This is a genomic window from Salinivibrio sp. MA607, assembly GCF_001996245.1.
Classification (GTDB): Bacteria; Pseudomonadota; Gammaproteobacteria; order Enterobacterales; family Vibrionaceae; genus Salinivibrio; species Salinivibrio costicola.
In genome coordinates this window covers 23013-42760 of the sequence record NZ_MUFJ01000032.1, presented here as the reverse complement: position 1 = coordinate 42760, position 19748 = coordinate 23013, and the positions used below count along the sequence as shown (strand labels likewise).

The following is a 19748-nucleotide window of genomic DNA, read 5'->3' as shown; positions in this document are numbered from 1 at the left end:
GGTTGAAATGGAAGTCCGTGAGCTACTTTCAGAGTATGACTTCTCCCAGGTGACGACTGCCCAGTAATTCAAGGTTGCACTGGGTGCATTGAACGGTGAAGAGCAGTGGGAGCAGAAGATTGTTGAACTTGCTGAAGCCCTGGATTCTTACATCCCAGAGCCAGAGCGTGCGATCGACAAGCCGTTCATCCTACCAATCGAAGACGTATTCTCAATCCAAGGCCGTGGTACTGTTGTAACTGGTCGTGTTGAGCAAGGCATCATCACCGTGGGTGACGACGTTGAAATCGTAGGCATGAAAGACACCACCAAGACCACTTGTACTGGTGTTGAAATGTTCCGTAAGCTTCTAGACGAAGGCCGTGCGGGTGAGAACGTTGGTGTTCTTTTGCGTGGTACTAAGCGTGACGAAGTTGAGCGTGGTCAAGTACTGGCGAAGCCTGGTTCAATCACTCCGCACACCAAGTTCGAATCAGAAGTATACGTACTAGGTAAAGACGAAGGCGGCCGTCATACGCCGTTCTTCAAAGGTTATCGTCCACAGTTCTACTTCCGTACAACTGACGTGACCGGTACTATCGAACTGCCAGAAGGCGTCAAGTACTGGCGAAGCCTGGTTCAATCACTCCGCACACCAAGTTCGAATCAGAAGTATACGTACTAGGTAAAGACGAAGGCGGCCGTCATACGCCGTTCTTCAAAGGTTATCGTCCACAGTTCTACTTCCGTACAACTGACGTGACCGGTACTATCGAACTGCCAGAAGGCGTTGAGATGGTTATGCCTGGTGACAATATTAAGATGGTTGTAACGCTTATCGCGCCAATCGCGATGGATGAAGGCCTACGTTTCGCTATCCGTGAAGGTGGCCGTACTGTAGGCGCTGGTGTTGTTGCCAACATCGTTGAATAATGATTTGACGAAACACTAGTAAAAAGGGCATCATTTGATGCCCTTTTTCTGCGTTTGACACTCCTATTGGCGTAATTTTCGCCACTAGTGGTCGGTCAGCGCGGACTTTAGTGATCGTATCACCCTCTAACGAGAGATAAGATCACCACGTGCCTTGCAGAATACGGACCGTATGCTGTTATAGGCACTGCCGTCTATGTAGACTTGTTACAGGTAGAATGTATGAAAGCGAACGCTGAGACCCAATCCGGTTCGATGGACATCCTCAAGTGGGGTGTTGTTTTTGTCCTATTGGCCGCAGCCGTGGTAGGGAATAGCCTGTACAGTGATGTGTCTGTAGTAGTGCGAGCTGCTGCTGTAGTGGTGCTGGTTGCCGCTGCTGGCGGTGTGGCTGCACTCACGATGAAAGGAAAAGCTGCGATCACGTTTGCACGCGAATCGCGTATGGAAGTGCGTAAAGTCATTTGGCCTACGCGCCAAGAGACTTTGCAAACCTCTCTCATCGTTCTGGCTGTTACTGTCGTTATGGCGCTCATCTTGTGGGGCGTTGACGGAATCATGGTCCGTCTAGTCCGCCTAATCACTGGCGTGTGAGGTAAAAGTACATGAGCGAAGCTCCCAAAAAACGTTGGTATGTGGTTCAGGCTTTCTCTGGTTTTGAAAGCCGTGTGGCGCAATCATTGCGCGAACATATCAAGATGCACGAAATGGAAGACTATTTCGGGGAAGTATTGGTGCCAACCGAAGAAGTGGTTGAAATGCGCCAAGGTCAACGTCGTAAAAGCGAACGTAAATTCTTCCCAGGTTATGTGCTCGTCCAAATGGTGATGAACGATGAGTCGTGGCACCTAGTACGTGGTGTGCCACGTGTGATGGGCTTTATCGGCGGCACCTCTGATCGCCCAGCTCCAATTTCTGATAAAGAAGCGGACTCTATCCTCAATCGCCTTGAAAAAGCGAGCGAGTCTCCGGTGCATAAAACCGTATTTGAAGCAGGTGAAGTGGTACGCGTTACTGAAGGCCCATTTGCAGACTTTAACGGCGTAGTTGAACAAGTCGACTACGATAAAAACCGCCTTAAAGTTTCAGTGTCTATCTTCGGCCGTGCAACACCGGTAGAGCTTGAATTTGGCCAGGTAGAAAAAACCTGATCAAAAAAGCACCGCTAACGGTTGGCAAGGGCGCGAAATTTGACTATAATTTCGCGCCCTTTTGTTAAACGGGAAGTCTGTCACAAGATAGACGTTAGTACCCAAAATTAGGTAATTGAATAATGGCTAAGAAAGTACAAGCTTACATCAAGCTGCAGGTTGCAGCGGGTGCAGCTAACCCATCGCCACCGGTTGGTCCTGCTCTAGGTCAACACGGTGTAAACATCATGGAGTTCTGTAAAGCGTTTAACGCGAAGACTGAATCTATCGAGAAAGGTCTACCAACTCCTGTTGTTATCACTGTATATAGTGACCGTTCTTTCACCTTCGTAACCAAGACCCCACCAGCGGCGATTCTGCTTAAGAAAGCAGCCGGTGTTAAGTCTGGTTCAGGTCGTCCGAACACTGAAAAAGTGGGTACCGTTACTGACGCTCAGATCCAAGAGATCGCAGAAACCAAAGCGGCAGACATGACGGGTGCGGACGTCGAAGCGATGAAACGCTCCATTGCGGGTACTGCCCGTTCAATGGGCCTGAACGTAGAGGGTTAAGACAATGGCTAAAATGACTAAGCGCATGCGCGTAATCCGCGAAAAAGTTGATGTGACCAAAGAGTACGACATCAACGAAGCCGTTGCTCTACTTAAGGAACTGGCGACTGCAAAATTTGTTGAAAGTGTTGATGTTTCTGTCAACCTTGGCATCGATGCACGTAAATCAGACCAAAACGTTCGTGGTGCAACTGTACTGCCGAACGGTACTGGCCGTGATATCCGTGTTGCAGTATTCACCCAAGGTGCGAATGCAGACGCTGCGAAAGAAGCGGGTGCAGATATCGTGGGTATGGAAGATCTTGCTGAGCAAGTGAAGAAAGGCGAAATGAACTTTGACGTTGTCGTCGCTTCACCAGACGCAATGCGCGTTGTTGGCCAGCTAGGTACTATCCTAGGTCCACGCGGCCTGATGCCAAACCCGAAAGTAGGTACTGTAACGCCTAACGTTGCTGAAGCGGTTAAGAACGCGAAAGCAGGTCAGGTTCGTTATCGTAACGATAAGAACGGTATCGTTCATACTACTATCGGTAAAGTAGACTTTGACGCTGACAGCCTAAAAGAGAACCTTGAAGCGCTGTTGGTTGCACTGAAGAAGGCGAAGCCAACTTCAGCAAAAGGTACTTTCATTAAGAAAGTTAGCCTGTCGACCACTATGGGTGCTGGTGTTTCATTAGACCAGAACTCTTTGGACGCAAGCGTTAACTAATTGCGACAAGCGAGCGAGTAGTTTATACTCTCTCGCTTGGCAATTTTATGGCTGAGTTTGCTGCGGCAAACTTCGTCCAAGACCGTAGGTGTTCATAGCGAACTTAATCTCTCCTACGTAGACGGTGCCAGAACATGATAGATTTTCGTCTTTCTTGGATCTGCACCGTAAAAGCTCTCTCTACGCTATGTGGGGAGTGGTGTTAAACAATCCAGGAGCAAATCCAAATGGCTTTAAACCTTCAAGACAAAAAAGCAATTGTTGCTGAAGTCAACGAAGCTGCCAGTGGTGCCCTGTCTGCAGTAGTTGCTGATTCTCGCGGTGTAACCGTGGATGCGATGACTTCTCTACGTAAACAAGCGCGTGAAGCGGGCGTTTTCATGAAAGTTGTTCGTAATACACTGGCTCGCCGTGCAGTTGAAGGCACAGACTACGAGTGTCTGAAAGACACTTTTGTTGGCCCAACTCTGATTGCGTTTTCTAACGAGCACCCAGGTGCTGCTGCGCGTCTTTTTAAAGACTTCGCTAAAGAAAACAACGAGTTTGAGGTTAAATCTGCTGCATTCGAAGGCGTGATCACTGACCCAGAGGTATTGGCGACACTGCCAACGTACGACGAAGCAATTGCACGCCTAATGATGGGCTTGAAAGAAGCTTCTGCCGGCAAGCTGGTTCGTACTATCGCCGCTGTTCGCGACCAAAAAGACGCGGCCTAATTGCCCGCTTAATCTGGTTGCTTAATCCTTTTATTGTTGACTTTAAAGAGAATTGTTATGTCTATCACTAACGAGCAAATCCTAGACGCAATTGCAGACATGTCTGTAATGCAAGTTGTTGAGCTTATCGAAGCTATGGAAGAAAAATTCGGCGTATCAGCTGCAGCAGCAGTTGTTGCTGGTGGTGCTGGCGAAGGCGCTGCTGTTGAAGAGCAAACCGAATTTGACGTTATCCTAACTGAAGCTGGTGCGAACAAAGTATCAGTAATCAAAGCGGTACGTGGCGCAACTGGTCTAGGCCTGAAAGAAGCGAAAGCGCTTGTTGACGGCGCGCCAGCACCTCTGAAAGAAGGTGTTGAGAAAGAAGAAGCTGAAGCGCTTAAAGCTCAGCTAGAAGAAGCTGGTGCTTCTGTTGAAGTTAAGTAATTTATACTTAATTTCCTAGCCTGAAAGGGCATTGGCTGGTGGCTAGAAAGCCACCGGCCTTTTTGCGCTGTAGGGCAGTAGTGAAATTTCCACCCCGTTTTATCACTGCTGACCATGCAAAAAAGATCAAAGCACGCGCTTTGATTTTCCTACACTAAACGGTGGTTGTTTAGTCACTGTCCTTGTTTTATCGGACAGTTTGGGTCACTTATCAGCGAGCTGAGGAACCCTATGGTTTACTCTTATACCGAGAAAAAGCGTATCCGTAAGGATTTTGGTAAGCGTCCTCAAGTTCTGGACGTGCCATACTTGCTGTCGATCCAGCTTGAATCTTTTAAGAACTTTATCGAGCAGGATCCAGAAGGGCAATACGGTCTTGAAGCTGCCTTTCGCTCTGTTTTTCCAATTCAGAGCTACAACGGCAATTCCGAGCTGCAATACGTTAGCTATCGTCTCGGTGAGCCAGTTTTCGATGTCAAAGAATGCCAAATTCGTGGCGTAACCTATTCGGCCCCACTGCGCGTGAAACTGCGCTTGGTGATGTTTGATAAGGAAGCCCCGGCTGGTACCGTAAAAGACATCAAAGAACAAGAAGTCTATATGGGCGAAATTCCGCTCATGACTGAAAATGGTACCTTTGTCATCAATGGTACTGAGAGGGTTATCGTATCCCAGCTGCACCGTAGTCCGGGCGTCTTTTTCGACAGCGATAAGGGTAAAACCCACTCCTCAGGAAAAGTGCTATATAACGCACGCGTGATCCCATACCGTGGTTCATGGTTGGATTTCGAATTTGATCCTAAGGATATCGTATACGTTCGTATCGATCGTCGTCGTAAGCTGCCGGCTTCTATTATTCTGCGTGCGCTGGAATACACAACTGAAGAGATCTTGGATCTATTCTTCGAAAAAGTCGTTTTCGAAGTGAAGGGCAAATCTCTGGTGATGGAGTTGGTGCCTGATCGTCTACGTGGCGAAACGGCAAATTTCGACATTGAAGCCGACGGTAAAGTTTACGTTGAGCAAGGCCGTCGAATTACCGCGCGTCATATCCGTCAGTTGACGAAAGATAACGTTGATCACATCGAAGTGCCGGTGGAGTATATTGCGGGCAAGATTTCTGCACGTGAATATATCAACCAGGAAACTGGCGAAGTGATTGTCTCGGCTAACCAAGAGTTAAGTCTGGAGACACTGGCGCAGTTGTCGCAAGCAGGTCACAAACGTATCGAAACCCTGTTCACTAATGACCTGGATCACGGCCCGTACATGTCAGATACCCTGCGTATCGACAATACAACGGATCGCTTGACGGCGTTAGTTGAAATTTACCGCATGATGCGTCCTGGTGAGCCACCAACGCGTGAAGCGGCAGAGCAACTGTTCGAAAGTCTGTTCTTCTCAGACGATCGCTACGACCTATCATCTGTGGGTCGTATGAAGTTTAACAGCTCTCTGGGTCGTGATGATCTGACTGGCCCAGGCGTTCTGAGCAAAGAAGACATTATCGAGGTGATGCGTAAACTCATCCATATCCGAAATGGTATTGGTGAAGTTGATGACATTGATCACCTGGGTAACCGCCGTATTCGCTCTGTGGGCGAAATGGCAGAAAACCAGTTCCGTGTAGGTCTAGTACGTGTAGAGCGTGCAGTAAAAGAGCGTTTGAGCTTGGGCGATCTCGACAGTGTGATGCCACAAGACTTAATTAACGCTAAGCCTATCTCTGCGGCAGTTAAAGAGTTCTTTGGCTCTTCACAGCTGTCACAGTTTATGGACCAAAATAACCCGTTGTCAGAAGTGACGCACAAACGTCGTATTTCTGCATTGGGTCCAGGCGGTCTGACGCGTGAGCGTGCAGGTTTCGAAGTGCGTGACGTTCATGCCACCCACTACGGTCGTCTGTGTCCGATTGAAACACCGGAAGGACCGAACATCGGTCTGATTAACTCACTGTCTGCCTTTGCACGTTGTAATGGCTACGGCTTCCTAGAAACACCTTACCGTAAAGTCGTTGACGGTAAAGTGACCGATCAAATTGATTATTTGTCAGCGATCGAAGAAGGTCACTACGTGATTGCGCAGGCGAACGCTGCGTTGAACGAAGATGGCTCCTTCACTGATGAACTGATCACCGCGCGTGAAACCGGTGAGTCAGGCTTGCACCCACGTGATCATGTCCAGTACATGGACGTTGCGACCAACCAGGTCGTATCGGTGGCAGCCTCACTGATCCCGTTCCTTGAGCATGATGATGCTAACCGTGCCTTGATGGGCGCGAACATGCAACGTCAGGCGGTGCCGACACTGCGCGCGCAAAAGCCGCTCGTGGGAACAGGTATCGAGCGTAATGTGGCGGTTGACTCGGGTGTGACAGCGGTAGCGAAACGCGGTGGTACCATTCAGTCGGTCGACGCATCACGTATCGTGGTGAAAGTGAATGAAGATGAGTTGGTATCAGGCGAAGCGGGTATCGATATCTACAGCTTGGTGAAATACACACGTTCAAACCAGAACACCTGTATTAATCAGCGTCCAACTGTGATGCCAGGCCATGAAGTCGCCAAAGGTGACGTCTTGGCTGATGGACCATCAACCGATTTGGGTGAACTGGCACTCGGCCAGAACATGCGCATCGCGTTTATGCCGTGGAATGGTTATAACTTTGAGGATTCCATCCTTATTTCTGAGCGTGTGGCTCAGGAAGATCGTTTAACCACTATTCACATTCAAGAGCTTTCTTGTGTGGCGCGTGATACCAAGCTGGGCAGTGAAGAAATTACCGCGGATATTCCAAACGTGGGTGAAGCGGCACTGTCTAAGCTGGATGAATCTGGGGTTGTGTATATCGGGGCCGAAGTCAAAGGCGGCGATATCATGGTCGGTAAAGTGACGCCAAAAGGCGAAACACAACTGACGCCAGAGGAGAAGCTACTACGAGCAATCTTTGGCGAAAAAGCCTCTGACGTAAAAGATTCATCATTGCGTGTTCCTAATGGTGTATCTGGTACGGTTATCGATGTGCAAGTCTTTACTCGCGATGGCGTTGAAAAAGACAAACGTGCACTCGAAATCGAAGAAATGCAGCTGAAAGAAGCCAAAAAAGACCTAACCGAGGAGTTCTCTATCCTTGAAGGTGGTCTGATGGCACGTGTTCGCACACTGCTTTCTCAAGCCGGTTACACTGATAGTCAATTAGCCAGCATGGATCGTCAGACCATGTTGACGCAGACACTAGACGACGAAGCACAGCAAACGCAGCTAGAGCAGCTTGCCGAGCAGTACGACGAAATCAAAGCTGACTTTGACAAGAAATTTGACACCAAACGTCGCAAGATCACCCAAGGTGATGACCTTGCGCCAGGCGTGTTGAAGATCGTTAAAGTGTACCTTGCGGTTAAACGTCGCATCCAGCCAGGTGATAAAATGGCTGGTCGTCACGGTAACAAAGGTGTTATCTCGAAGATCAACCCGATCGAAGATATGCCTTACGACGAATCTGGTGAACCCGTCGACTTAGTGCTGAACCCGTTGGGTGTACCTTCGCGTATGAACATCGGTCAGATCCTAGAAACACACTTGGGTCTGGCAGCGAAAGGGATTGGTGACAAGATCAACCGCATGCTCAAAGAGCAGCAAGAACTAGCGAAATTCCGTGAGTTCTTGCAGAAGGTTTACGATCTCGGTGATACCCGTCAGAAAGTGGACATTAGCCAACTGACTGACGAAGAAGTACGCACCTTAATCGGAAACCTGCGTGATGGTCTGCCGACAGCGTCTCCTGTCTTTGACGGTGCGCCTGAACCAATTGTTAAAGAACTACTGAAATTGGGCGATCTGCCTGAGTCTGGTCAGCTTGACTTGTACGATGGCCGCACTGGTGAGAAGTTTGAGCGTCCGGTAACCGTGGGTTACATGTACATGCTGAAACTGAACCACTTGGTTGACGACAAGATGCACGCCCGTTCAACCGGTTCTTACAGCTTGGTGACGCAGCAACCGTTGGGTGGTAAGGCACAGTTCGGTGGTCAGCGCTTCGGTGAGATGGAAGTTTGGGCTCTGGAAGCATACGGTGCTGCCTATACCCTACAAGAAATGCTCACCGTGAAGTCGGATGACGTTAATGGCCGTACTAAGATGTATAAAAACATCGTAGATGGCGACCATCGTATGGAGCCGGGCATGCCGGAATCTTTCAACGTATTGCTGAAAGAAATCCGCTCGTTGGGTATCAACATCGAGCTGGAAGACGAGTAAGCCTCGAGCTACTCTCTCCGGTAAGAATATGAAGGCGCTGCCTGTCAGCGCCTTTATGGGTCAACTCCTCACAGGAGCCGATTGTGAAAGACTTACTTAAGTTTCTGAAAGCACAACATAAGACCGAAGAATTTGACTCGATCAAAATCGGTCTTGCCTCACCGGACATGATTCGTTCATGGTCGTTTGGTGAAGTGAAAAAGCCAGAAACCATCAACTACCGTACCTTTAAGCCTGAACGTGACGGTTTGTTCTGTGCACGTATCTTTGGCCCGGTCAAAGACTATGAGTGTCTTTGTGGTAAGTATAAGCGCCTCAAGCACCGCGGCGTCATTTGTGAAAAATGTGGCGTTGAAGTCACTCAGACCAAAGTGCGCCGTGAGCGCATGGGTCACATTGAGCTTGCTTCTCCTGTTGCCCACATTTGGTTCCTGAAGTCGCTGCCATCGCGCATCGGCTTGTTGATGGACATGCCACTGCGTGACATCGAACGTGTGCTTTACTTTGAGTCGTATATTGTTATTGAACCAGGCATGACCAGCCTAGAGCGCGGTCAGATGATGTCTGAAGAACAATATTTAGACGCACTCGAAGAGTGGGGCGACGAATTTGACGCGCGCATGGGCGCAGAAGCAGTCAAAGCACTGCTCGCGAACATGGATCTGTCGGTTGAGACAGAGCAAATGCGTGAACAGCTCGAAGAGACGAACTCTGAGACCAAGCGTAAGAAGATCACCAAGCGTTTGAAGCTGGTTGAGTCCTTCTTACAATCAGGTAACAACCCTGAGTGGATGATTTTGACCGTGCTGCCTGTGTTGCCGCCCGATCTGCGTCCATTGGTCCCGTTGGATGGTGGTCGTTTTGCGACCTCGGATCTCAACGACCTGTACCGCCGTGTGATTAACCGTAACAACCGCTTGAAGCGTCTACTTGATCTTGCTGCGCCAGATATCATCGTGCGTAACGAAAAGCGTATGCTGCAAGAGTCTGTCGATGCCATGCTGGATAACGGCCGTCGTGGTCGTGCCATTACCGGCTCGAACAAGCGTCCGCTGAAATCACTGGCCGACATGATCAAAGGTAAGCAGGGGCGTTTCCGTCAGAACCTGCTGGGTAAACGTGTTGATTACTCTGGCCGTTCGGTGATTACCGTGGGTCCATACTTGCGTCTGCATCAGTGTGGCCTGCCAAAGAAAATGGCACTAGAGCTGTTTAAACCGTTTATCTACGGCAAGCTTGAGACTCGTGGTCTAGCGACTACTATCAAAGCCGCTAAGAAGATGGTTGAGCGCGAAGAAGCGGTCGTATGGGATATCTTGGATGATGTCATCCGTGAACACCCAGTGATGCTTAACCGTGCACCAACACTTCACCGTTTGGGTATCCAAGCGTTTGAACCTGTGCTTATCGAAGGTAAAGCGATCCAGCTGCACCCGTTGGTGTGTGCGGCGTATAACGCTGACTTCGATGGTGACCAAATGGCTGTTCACGTGCCGCTAACGCTGGAAGCTCAGCTGGAAGCGCGTGCGTTGATGATGTCAACCAACAACATTCTGTCGCCAGCGTCTGGTGACCCTATCATCGTTCCGTCGCAGGACGTGGTATTGGGTCTCTATTATATGACCCGTGAAAAGGTCAACGGCAAAGGCGAAGGCATGTACCTGGCTGGTCCAGGTGAAGCAGAAAAAGTATACCGTACCGGTCATGCTGAACTGCACAGCCGTGTAAAAGTACGTATCAAGCAAATCGACATCGATGAGATGGGTACACGCACGGAAAAAGTGTCCTTGGTGGATACCACCGTGGGCCGTGCCATGCTGTGGACCATTGTTCCTAACGGCTTGCCGTATGACTTGGTGAACCAGCCATTAGGTAAAAAGCAAATTTCTAACTTGCTAAACACCTGCTACCGCAAGCTGGGTCTGAAAGATACCGTTATCTTCGCTGACCAAATTATGTACACAGGTTTTGCGTATTCAGCGCTGTCGGGCACGTCTGTCGGTATCGACGACATGGTGATCCCACAAGCGAAGTACGACTTGATCGAAGCTGCTGAAGCTGAAGTCGCGGAAATTCAAGAGCAGTTCCAGTCAGGCCTAGTGACGGCCGGCGAGCGCTATAACAAAGTGATCGATATCTGGGCGGCCGCGAACGAACAAGTTGCCAAAGCGATGATGGATAACCTGTCTACCGAGACAGTGATTAACCGTGATGGCGAAGAAGAAACGCAAACATCGTTTAACAGCGTCTACATGATGGCTGACTCAGGTGCACGTGGTTCTGCCGCGCAGATCCGTCAGCTAGCGGGTATGCGTGGTCTGATGGCGAAGCCGGATGGCTCCATCATCGAAACGCCAATCACGGCGAACTTCCGTGAAGGTCTGAACGTACTTCAGTACTTTATTTCAACGCACGGTGCCCGTAAGGGTCTGGCGGATACGGCACTGAAGACCGCGAACTCAGGTTATCTGACGCGTCGCCTGGTCGATGTCGCGCAAGACGTGGTTGTGACCGAAACCGATTGTGGTACCCAAGGCGGTATCCACATGATGGCGGTTATCGAAGGTGGTGACGTTAAAGAAGCCCTGCGTGAGCGTGTTCTAGGCCGTGTTGTGGCAGAAGATGTGCTCAAGCCTGGCTCGGAAGAAGTCCTGGCACCACGCAACACGCTGTTGGACGAAAAATGGTGTGACATTCTTGAGCATCATTCCGTCGATAAAGTGAAAGTGCGTTCTGTTGTAACCTGTGAAACCGACTTTGGTTGTTGTGCCAACTGTTATGGTCGTGACCTGGCACGTGGTCACCTGGTTAATCACGGTGAGTCTGTCGGTGTTATCGCAGCACAGTCTATCGGTGAGCCTGGTACACAGCTGACCATGCGTACGTTCCACATCGGTGGTGCAGCATCGCGTGCAGCGGCAGAAAACAACATCCAGGTGAAGAACAAAGGTTCTATGCACCTGCACAATGCTAAATCTGTTACCAACAGCGACGGTAAGCTCGTGATTACCTCGCGTGCGACAGAAATGACCATTGTTGATGAGTTTGGCCGTACCAAAGAAAGCTACAAAGTGCCTTATGGTGCAATCCTTGGCAAGCAAGACGGCGAAGCCGTGGTAGCCGGTGACGTAGTCGCTAACTGGGACCCACACACCATGCCAATCATCACTGAGGTAGAAGGTAGCCTTCGCTTCGTTGATATGATTGATGGCGCGACCATGCAACGTCAAACTGACGAGCTAACGGGTCTGTCTTCTATCGTGGTCATGGATGCCTCGGAGCGTCCAACATCCGGTAAAGACAAGCGTCCTGCGGTGAAGCTGGTGGATGCGCAAGGTAATGATGTGATGGTACCGGGTACTGATATGCCGGTTCAATACTTCTTGCCAGGTAAAGCCATCGTGCAACTGGATGACGGTGCGAGTGTTGGCATTGGTGACACCCTAGCGCGTATCCCGCAAGAAAGCGGCGGTACCAAGGATATCACCGGTGGTTTGCCTCGCGTTGCTGACCTGTTTGAAGCGCGTAAGCCGAAAGAGCCAGCGATTCTGGCAGAGATCACCGGTACGGTGTCCTTTGGTAAAGAAACCAAAGGCAAGCGTCGTCTGGTTATCACACCAGAAGAAGGTAAAGCGTACGAAGAGATGATTCCAAAGTGGCGTCAGCTCAACGTCTTCGAAGGTGAAAAAGTCGAGAAAGGTGATGTGATCGCAGATGGTCCAGAATCACCACACGACATCCTACGTCTGCGTGGTATCCATGCGGTGGCGGAATACATCACCAACGAAGTACAAGACGTTTACCGTCTGCAAGGCGTTAAGATCAACGATAAGCACATTGAGACGATTGTTCGTCAGATGCTGCGTAAGGTGACGATTAAGTCTGCAGGTGATACTGAGTTCTTGGAAGGCGAGCAGGTTGAATACTCTCGTGTCATGATTGCTAACCGTGATCTTGAAATCGACGGTAAGCAGCCGGCTACATTTGGCCGTGATCTCTTGGGTATTACCAAAGCATCGTTGGCGACTGAGTCCTTTATCTCAGCGGCTTCGTTCCAAGAAACCACGCGTGTGCTGACAGAAGCCGCGGTGGCAGGTAAGCGTGATGACTTGCGCGGTCTGAAAGAAAACGTGATCGTGGGTCGTCTGATCCCAGCCGGTACTGGCTTCGCGTATCACAAAGACCGTCAAGCTAAGCGTGCAGAGCCAGAACAGCCAGTCGCTCCTCAGGTCGATGCAGAGCAAGCATCACAAGACCTAGCGGCGTTGCTTAATGCGGGCTTGAACGACGACAGCTAAGCGAGTGAAATAATTAGCGCGATAAGCTAAGTCGAATAAAAAGGCATCTCTTCGGAGATGCCTTTTGTTTTTGTGTTCATTCAGCGCACAAAAAACGCCGCATCTCAAGAGGCGGCGTTTCTATTGATATTAGGTGATGCGTTTTAGGCGCCCGGCGGGTGAGCCAGACTGTCAGCAATCAATCGAATTAAAGTATCTTCCAACTCAAAACGTTGCTCAAGCCACTCACCAATTGCAGACATATCTTGGTCAAAATCGGTGGCGTCATAATCTTCGTCGTCCAAGTCTACCGCACTGAATTTATCATTAAAGTCTAACAGAGGGTCTGTCGTATCAACGATGCGATAATAAAGGTTATCGGTCTCTTTCGTCGCCGCGAACCCTGTTGACTGCCAACGCTCCATGACCATGTTGTAGATCTTGAAGTGGCCGGTCGAAATATAGTCGACAAGATGATCACAAAAATTATCGAGTTCTGCTTTCGTTGGCAGCGATTGTTTTTTTTTGGCGGCCACGCCGGCCACATTGTAATACTCCACCAATAATTGGCGGCGTAACTCAAGCCAGTAATCAATAACCTCGTCGTAACCGCTCCATTGGGCTTTGGTACGTTCAAGTTTTCTCAGCATGATCGGTGTCCTCGTGATCGATCAGCGAATGAATGGCACTATATAAGGCCGGCTGAAAATTAACGGGCTGCTCAATCCTTTGCATCACGTTATGAAACTAGATTGCCAGTATTCAAGTGTAGCTGCAAGGCTAAGGAAGTGACCATGTCTCAGAATCAAAAAGCCGTCTATGTATGTGTAGTTAGCAAGAGCAAACTTTGGCTGCCAGGTGGTCAATTGCCATGTATGCCCTTGTCGCAGCTGCCGTTTGCTGGTGGTGATACAGTGACTGTCGGTGACTATCAGCAGACACCGGTGGTGGGGGTATTTAATTGTAACGCCATGCTTCCCGATGACGAGATGGCAGGCTTTCGGGACTTACTCCCCTATCTGTCAGCGGACTTATTTGCGTTAGTCGGGCGGGTCGTCCAGCTCGATCATATGCGCCATCAGCAAGCATTTTGTGGTCGCTGTGGTCAGCGTACGGAATTTAACGTGCAGGCGATAGCGATGTGGTGCTCAAGCTGCCAGCGTCATGATTATCCACGCGTATCGCCGTGTGTGATTGTTGCCGTGCGCGATGGTAAACGTTTGTTGCTTGCTCAGCACCCTCGTCATAAAACGGGCATGTATACCGTGATTGCGGGGTTTGTTGAGCCTGGCGAAACGCTCGAGCAATGTGTGGCGCGTGAGGTGAAAGAAGAAACGGGCCTATCGATAACCAATATTCGTTACATGGAAAGCCAGCCCTGGGCGTTTCCTTCTAATGTGATGATGGGGTTTCTCGCCGATTATGCCGGAGGGGATCTAAACCCCGACTATGAGGAGCTCACCGATGCACAATGGTTTGATATGGACCAGTTACCGTTAGTCGCACCAACAGGAACGATTGCTCGACGCTTGATTGAGGCCAGCTGTACCTTGACACAGGCATAAAAAAACCCGGCCGTAGGGGAGCCGGGGTAAGATGCGAACATGTTGTCTTTTGTAGACCTATGTCTTTTGTAGATCTATTGTCGTTATAGGATGGTTTTACCATGCGGTTAAATCACCAGCAATCGTTCGTGGTCCTTGGGTGGCCGTTTTATGATCCTGTTAACAAAGCTTCGCTTTTGTTGCCATTTTACAGTGATACAATGGCGGCCACTTTTCGCACACAGGTTTAAACACAATGACCGAATTGAAAAACGATCGTTATTTACGCGCCCTTTATAAGCAACCGGTAGATTGCACGCCCGTGTGGATGATGCGCCAAGCGGGTCGCTACCTTCCTGAATATCGTGAATTACGTGCGCAGGCGGGTGACTTTTTGTCGTTGTGTAAAAATGCTGAATTGGCCTGTGAAGTGACCATGCAGCCGTTGCGTCGCTTTGATTTGGATGCCGCTATCTTATTTTCAGATATTCTCACTATTCCTGATGCAATGGGATTAGGGCTGTACTTTGAAACGGGAGAAGGCCCCAAGTTTTCTCGTCCCATCACCTGTAAAGCGGATGTCGATAAAATCGGTATGCCTGACCCTGAGGGGGAATTGCAATACGTGATGAATGCGGTGCGCACTATCCGCAAAGAATTGGCGGGTGAAGTTCCCTTGATTGGCTTCTCTGGCAGTCCATGGACACTGGCAACTTACATGGTAGAAGGTGGCACCTCGAAAGCCTTTACCAAGATCAAAAAGATGATGTATGCCGAGCCGCAGACGTTACACGCCTTACTCGACAAGCTCGCCGACAGTGTGATTAGTTATCTAAACGCGCAGGTTAAGGCGGGTGCGCAATCTGTCATGGTCTTTGATACCTGGGGTGGCGTGCTAACGCCGCGCGATTACAATGACTTCTCTTTGCAGTATATGCAGAAAATTGTCGACGGTCTGATCCGAGAGCATGACGGGCGCCGCGTGCCAGTGACCTTGTTTACTAAAAATGCGGGTATGTGGTTGGAACGCATTGCCGCGACCGGGTGTGATGGTGTTGGGCTTGATTGGACCATTAACATGGCTGATGCCAAAGCACGGATTGGCGACAATGTTGCTCTACAAGGTAATATGGATCCGTCGATGTTATATGCCAGCCCTGAGCGCATTCGCCAAGAAGTCTCGACGATTTTGGAAGGTTTCGGTGAAGGGACTGGCCATGTGTTTAACCTCGGCCATGGCATTCACTTGGATGTCCCACCTGAGAATGCAGGCGTCTTTATTGATGCGGTACATGAATTATCTAAGCCTTATCATCGCTAACGATCACGCTCGCCAATCGGCGAGCGTTTTTTATTTTAGGCGACCCTTACAACGGGGAGCGTCTCGTAAAGCCTGCTGAACTCGGTGTCGCATTGCGGGCACTACCTGCTCTTCAAACCACGGATTGCGGCGTAGCCAACGTGTGTTTCTGGGAGAAGGATGAGGCAGCGAAAAGGCATGAGGCGCCCACTGTTGCCATTGCTTGACGGTCTCGGTCAGTGTCTTAGGCTTGTTGGCTAAGTAGTACTGCTGAGCATATTGACCAATCAGCAAGGTCACCGCAACGTTAGGGAGATGTGCTTTGATTGCCTGGTGCCACACGGGGGCGCAGATACGCGCCGGCGGCAGATCGCCCGATTTACTTTTGCCGGGATAACAAAAGCCCATGGGCATGATGGCAAATAAATCTGGCTGGTAAAACTGCTCACGTGTGACCCCCAGCCATTCACGCAGGCGATCGCCACTAGGGTCGTTAAACGGCAGACCACTTTCATGCACCCGTCGCCCTGGCGCTTGACCGATAATCAGCACTCTAGAATCTGTACTCGCTTGGATAATTGGGTGGGGGCCGTTCGCCAGCCAGTGTTGGCATAGGTGGCACTCACGAGCGGTTACTAAGGCGGTCTCTAAATCGGAGAAAACCATTTAATACCCTTTGTTAAAATCGACCTGATGAGCCAGCGGCTTACCGGCATGCCAACGGCGATAATTGTCTGCAAAAAGGTCAAAAACTTGTTCGGGAAAACTAACGGCAGCAATATGTGGGGTAATGCAAACACGAGGATGCGCCCAAAAAGGATGCGCTTGAGGTAACGGCTCTTGTTGCATCACGTCCAATACTGCCAAGCGCAGTTTTTTCTCGTCCAGGGCCTTAATGAGCGCAGATTCATCGACCGTTGCGCCGCGACCGACATTAATAAACAAGAGGTCTTGTGCGTATTGCCAAAAATCAGCATTCACGTATTGGGCCGTTTCCGCTGTTGCGGGCAGTGTACTGACTAACACATCGACCTCGCCTAGCCGCTGACGCAGCACAGTCAGCGTCATGGTGTGCTCAAACCCCTCGACAGCACGCCCATCTTGGTTGGTGCCCAGCACGTGCATCCCAAACGCATGAGCCACGGTGGCAATATGCTGACCAATGGCGCCCGTCCCCAGAATAGCCAGTGTTTTTCCACGTAACGACGTGTAGTCGTGCGGTTGCCAAAGACGTTGCGCTTGCTGGTCTGCATATTGAGTAATATGTCGTGTTTCGTTGAGCAAATAGCCGAAGACGTATTCGGCCATTAAGTCACCAAAAATGCCTCTCACATTGGTTAATTGATAGCGTCGATAAGGTGCGTTGATCAGGGCGTCGATACCGGCGAATGTTGATTGTAACCAGCGGAGCTGATCGCCATAGCATAATTGAGGCGCCGCCAGTGGCGGATCGGCGAGCCAGATAGTGGCTTGATCGGGGCGATCCACGACGGTGAGTTCAGGTAGTGTGGCGTTATGCAGTAACCGGAGATAGGTCTCGGCATGCTCGCTGATAACGTAAACTTTATCCACAAAGGCTCCTTTTTATGCTGGGGGGAATCGAGTACACTGCCCTCATTGACCGAGGACGTTTGTCCTTCCCGCTATTAAAGATCAATTAGCTATGTTACGAAACCCTTTACAACTGCGTTTGGAAAAATGTGAGAATTGGCAACATATTAGTTTTATGGCTGCGCTGGTGGAGCGTATGGTGCCAAACTACGCGCTTTTCTGTGCGCAAACAGAATTTGCCGACCCGCAAGCGTTTCGCAATATTCTCGATGCGGTTTGGGAATCGCAAACGGTCAAAACGGCTAAAATTGACTTTGAGCGTCAATTAGAAAAGCTCGAGCCATTGATCCCTGTGGCTGATGACGATGCCATCTATCTGACGTATCCGGCGATTGATGCCTGTATTGCCTTGTCTCAGCTTCTTCACGCTTTGTTAGATCGTGATGAAATCTTGCCCATTACATTAAAAGTTTCTCAGCAGTCGGTCCTCAGTGTTGCCCAGCTTGAAGAAGCACAAACCGGTGAAACGGTAACCGATGACAATCAAAAGGCGTTTGAGGCGGTTTGTGAGGAATGGGATGCCCAGTGGGCAATCTTCCGTGTGCTGAAAAGTGCCGAAAGTCGTGATGTGGAGATGCTCAAAGGCATCCGACAAGAGCTTCGAGAAGCTGGCGTGAGTAATCTAGGGTTGCGTGCAGAGTAAGCGTAAATTGCCAAAACGTCAGTAAGAACAGAAAGGCGGCCTAGGCCGCCTTTTCGAGTTATGACTCATCGGTATGTCGTTGTACCGGAGGCTCGTCATCGTCTTGGCTTTCAATCATATTATGCTGCTTCTTCCAGGCGTCCCAGCGCTGATAAGCCAGTTGTTGCATGTCCGTCACGGTGTCCGCCTCATCAATGATTTCTCTTCCGGTGAGATACTCAAAAATGTCTTCGAGCGTGATAATCCCTTGTACCGTGCCGTATTCGTCGACAATCATCGCCAACTGAGCGCGGCGAATCATTAAAATATCAAATGCTTGTAAGACCGTATTACCGGGTAAGATCACCGCGAGTGGACGCATCAAGTTGCCTAACTGTGTTTGTCCTGCCCCTTCGGTTTTGACTTCATAGATATTGGATTTGTGGACAAACCCCAAAATATCGTCACGCTGCTCACCGTAGACAAGAGGACGTGAGAAGGGGCAATCGCCATGTTCCTTGAGAAAGGTGTTAACATCCATATCGGCGGGAACACGAAATAATACGGGACGTGGCGTCATAAGCTGAGTGGCAGGAAGATCGCGTAATTTAAGCATGTTATTGAGCATTTGCGTTTCATCTTCGCCCATTTCGCCACTTTCAGATGCCAGCATTGCCATCGCTGAAATTTCGTCACGCAGTTTGACATGCGTGGTATCTGCGCTCAGCCGCTTGGTGATTTGTTCGGACAGCCAAACAAACGGCGTTAATGCCCAGACCATCCACTTTAGAATGACGGCGGCACTGGGTGCCAGTTGAGGCCAGAAATTGGCGCCAATGGTTTTAGGAATGATTTCTGATAAAAGAAGAATCGCCAGTGTAAGAACGGCGGAGAATACCCCGACCCAAGCATCACCAAACACATGGGCAGCTTGCGCGCCTGCACCGGCGGCTCCAACGGTATGCGCAATGGTATTCAGTGTCAGAATGGATGCGAGTGGCCGATCAATATCTTTTTTAAGTGCGTTGAGCCGCTCTGCGGCTGGGTGACCTTGGTTTCTTAGATTGGCAATATAGCTCGGTGTGATGCTCAGCAAAATCGCTTCCAGTACTGAGCAGATGAAAGACACACCAATTGAAAGCGAGATAAAAAGGATCAGAATGAGCATAAATTTCCGAAGTTAAAAGTCAGTCAACACTCTAAAGATCAGGCCATTGGCGGGCGTTTACAACCTTTCAACTGAGAAAAAACGCAACAAATTGTGAGTTCGCGCTCAGTTTGTGGTTAAAGAGCCTCCATACAGCCACACAGAGCGCCACAAACCTTTGCCAGCCGGGCTTCTTTTGAATTAGAGTGACTTCGTCTCTAAAAAACCTAGAAGGGAAGACATAATGAACAAGACCCAACTGATCGACCTGATCGCAGAAAAAGCAGAACTTTCAAAAGCACAAGCGAAAACCGCTTTGGAAGCGACTTTAGGCGGTATTGAAGGCGCTTTGAAAGAAGGCGAGCAGGTACAACTGATTGGCTTCGGTACGTTTAAATTGAACCACCGTGCAGCACGCACAGGTCGCAACCCACAAACGGGTCAAGAAATTCAAATTGCGGCAGCAAACGTACCTGCGTTTGTCGCGGGTAAAGCGTTAAAAGACGCGGTTAAATAAGCGTTACT

At 49.8% G+C, this 19748-nt stretch carries 17 protein-coding genes and 1 pseudogene; 14 read left to right on the top strand and 4 right to left on the bottom strand.

Annotated elements, in window-relative coordinates:
• The 10 genes and pseudogenes from BZG81_RS13535 to rpoC form a co-directional block, all read left to right on the top strand.
• Positions 1-601, top strand: a pseudogene (locus BZG81_RS13535) (EF-Tu/IF-2/RF-3 family GTPase); the annotation flags it as partial.
• A 137-nt stretch (positions 602-738) separates the two neighbouring features.
• Positions 739-912, top strand: a complete 174-nt coding sequence (locus BZG81_RS15950) for a hypothetical protein (RefSeq protein ID WP_443216222.1) — start codon at positions 739-741, stop codon at positions 910-912.
• 222 nt (positions 913-1134) lie between these two features.
• Positions 1135-1506, top strand: a complete 372-nt coding sequence (gene secE / locus BZG81_RS13525) for a preprotein translocase subunit SecE (protein WP_025744448.1) — start codon at positions 1135-1137, stop codon at positions 1504-1506.
• An 11-nt stretch (positions 1507-1517) separates the two neighbouring features.
• Positions 1518-2063, top strand: a complete 546-nt coding sequence (gene nusG / locus BZG81_RS13520; RefSeq protein ID WP_025744447.1) for a transcription termination/antitermination protein NusG — start codon at positions 1518-1520, stop codon at positions 2061-2063.
• Positions 2064-2185: 122 nt separating this feature from the next.
• On the top strand, positions 2186-2614 hold the full coding sequence (gene rplK, locus BZG81_RS13515; protein WP_025674743.1) for a 50S ribosomal protein L11: 429 nt from the start codon (positions 2186-2188) through the stop codon (positions 2612-2614).
• Between the two features lie 4 nt (positions 2615-2618).
• Positions 2619-3323: a 50S ribosomal protein L1 gene (gene rplA, locus BZG81_RS13510; RefSeq protein ID WP_025744446.1), complete on the top strand. Its 705-nt coding sequence runs from the start codon at positions 2619-2621 to the stop codon at positions 3321-3323.
• A gap of 227 nt (positions 3324-3550) precedes the next feature.
• Positions 3551-4039 carry a 50S ribosomal protein L10 gene (gene rplJ, locus BZG81_RS13505; RefSeq protein WP_025744445.1) on the top strand — a complete coding sequence of 163 codons (489 nt, stop codon included), beginning with the start codon at positions 3551-3553 and terminating at the stop codon, positions 4037-4039.
• Positions 4040-4096: 57 nt separating this feature from the next.
• Positions 4097-4465, top strand: a complete 369-nt coding sequence (gene rplL, locus BZG81_RS13500; RefSeq protein ID WP_025744444.1) for a 50S ribosomal protein L7/L12 — start codon at positions 4097-4099, stop codon at positions 4463-4465.
• Positions 4466-4696: 231 nt separating this feature from the next.
• Positions 4697-8722, top strand: coding sequence for a DNA-directed RNA polymerase subunit beta (rpoB, locus tag BZG81_RS13495; RefSeq protein WP_025744443.1), 4026 nt, complete (start codon positions 4697-4699; stop codon positions 8720-8722).
• Positions 8723-8805: 83 nt separating this feature from the next.
• Positions 8806-13020 (top strand): DNA-directed RNA polymerase subunit beta', encoded by a 4215-nt coding sequence (rpoC, locus tag BZG81_RS13490; protein ID WP_077461881.1) that lies wholly within the window; start codon positions 8806-8808, stop codon positions 13018-13020.
• Between the two features lie 143 nt (positions 13021-13163).
• On the opposite strand, the gene BZG81_RS13485 is transcribed toward rpoC, so the two are convergent.
• The gene (locus tag BZG81_RS13485; RefSeq protein WP_025744442.1) at positions 13164-13649 is read right to left on the bottom strand and encodes an Rsd/AlgQ family anti-sigma factor; all 486 of its coding nucleotides are present in this window, start codon (positions 13647-13649) and stop codon (positions 13164-13166) included.
• A gap of 144 nt (positions 13650-13793) precedes the next feature.
• On the opposite strand from BZG81_RS13485, the gene nudC reads away from it, so the two are divergent.
• Together nudC and hemE are read left to right on the top strand one after the other, a co-directional pair.
• Entirely contained in the window at positions 13794-14564 is a 771-nt protein-coding gene (nudC, locus tag BZG81_RS13480) for an NAD(+) diphosphatase (RefSeq protein ID WP_077677623.1), read from the top strand.
• A 235-nt stretch (positions 14565-14799) separates the two neighbouring features.
• Positions 14800-15864: a uroporphyrinogen decarboxylase gene (gene hemE / locus BZG81_RS13475; RefSeq protein WP_077677622.1), complete on the top strand. Its 1065-nt coding sequence runs from the start codon at positions 14800-14802 to the stop codon at positions 15862-15864.
• 30 nt (positions 15865-15894) lie between these two features.
• Here hemE and BZG81_RS13470 read toward each other — a convergent pair whose 3' ends face one another.
• Together BZG81_RS13470 and BZG81_RS13465 are read right to left on the bottom strand one after the other, a co-directional pair.
• Positions 15895-16509, bottom strand: a complete 615-nt coding sequence (locus BZG81_RS13470) for a uracil-DNA glycosylase family protein (RefSeq protein WP_077677621.1) — start codon at positions 16507-16509, stop codon at positions 15895-15897.
• Positions 16510-17415 carry a D-2-hydroxyacid dehydrogenase gene (locus BZG81_RS13465; protein WP_077677620.1) on the bottom strand — a complete coding sequence of 302 codons (906 nt, stop codon included), beginning with the start codon at positions 17413-17415 and terminating at the stop codon, positions 16510-16512.
• A gap of 91 nt (positions 17416-17506) precedes the next feature.
• Here BZG81_RS13465 and BZG81_RS13460 point away from each other — a divergent pair, with 91 nt between their 5' ends.
• Positions 17507-18097, top strand: a complete 591-nt coding sequence (locus BZG81_RS13460) for a YjaG family protein (RefSeq protein ID WP_077461884.1) — start codon at positions 17507-17509, stop codon at positions 18095-18097.
• A 58-nt stretch (positions 18098-18155) separates the two neighbouring features.
• On the opposite strand, the gene BZG81_RS13455 is transcribed toward BZG81_RS13460, so the two are convergent.
• The gene (locus tag BZG81_RS13455) at positions 18156-19244 is read right to left on the bottom strand and encodes a CNNM domain-containing protein (RefSeq protein WP_077646924.1); all 1089 of its coding nucleotides are present in this window, start codon (positions 19242-19244) and stop codon (positions 18156-18158) included.
• 223 nt (positions 19245-19467) lie between these two features.
• Here BZG81_RS13455 and hupA point away from each other — a divergent pair, with 223 nt between their 5' ends.
• Positions 19468-19740 (top strand): nucleoid-associated protein HU-alpha, encoded by a 273-nt coding sequence (hupA, locus tag BZG81_RS13450; protein ID WP_021024119.1) that lies wholly within the window; start codon positions 19468-19470, stop codon positions 19738-19740.
• Positions 19741-19748: the final 8 nt, after the last annotated feature.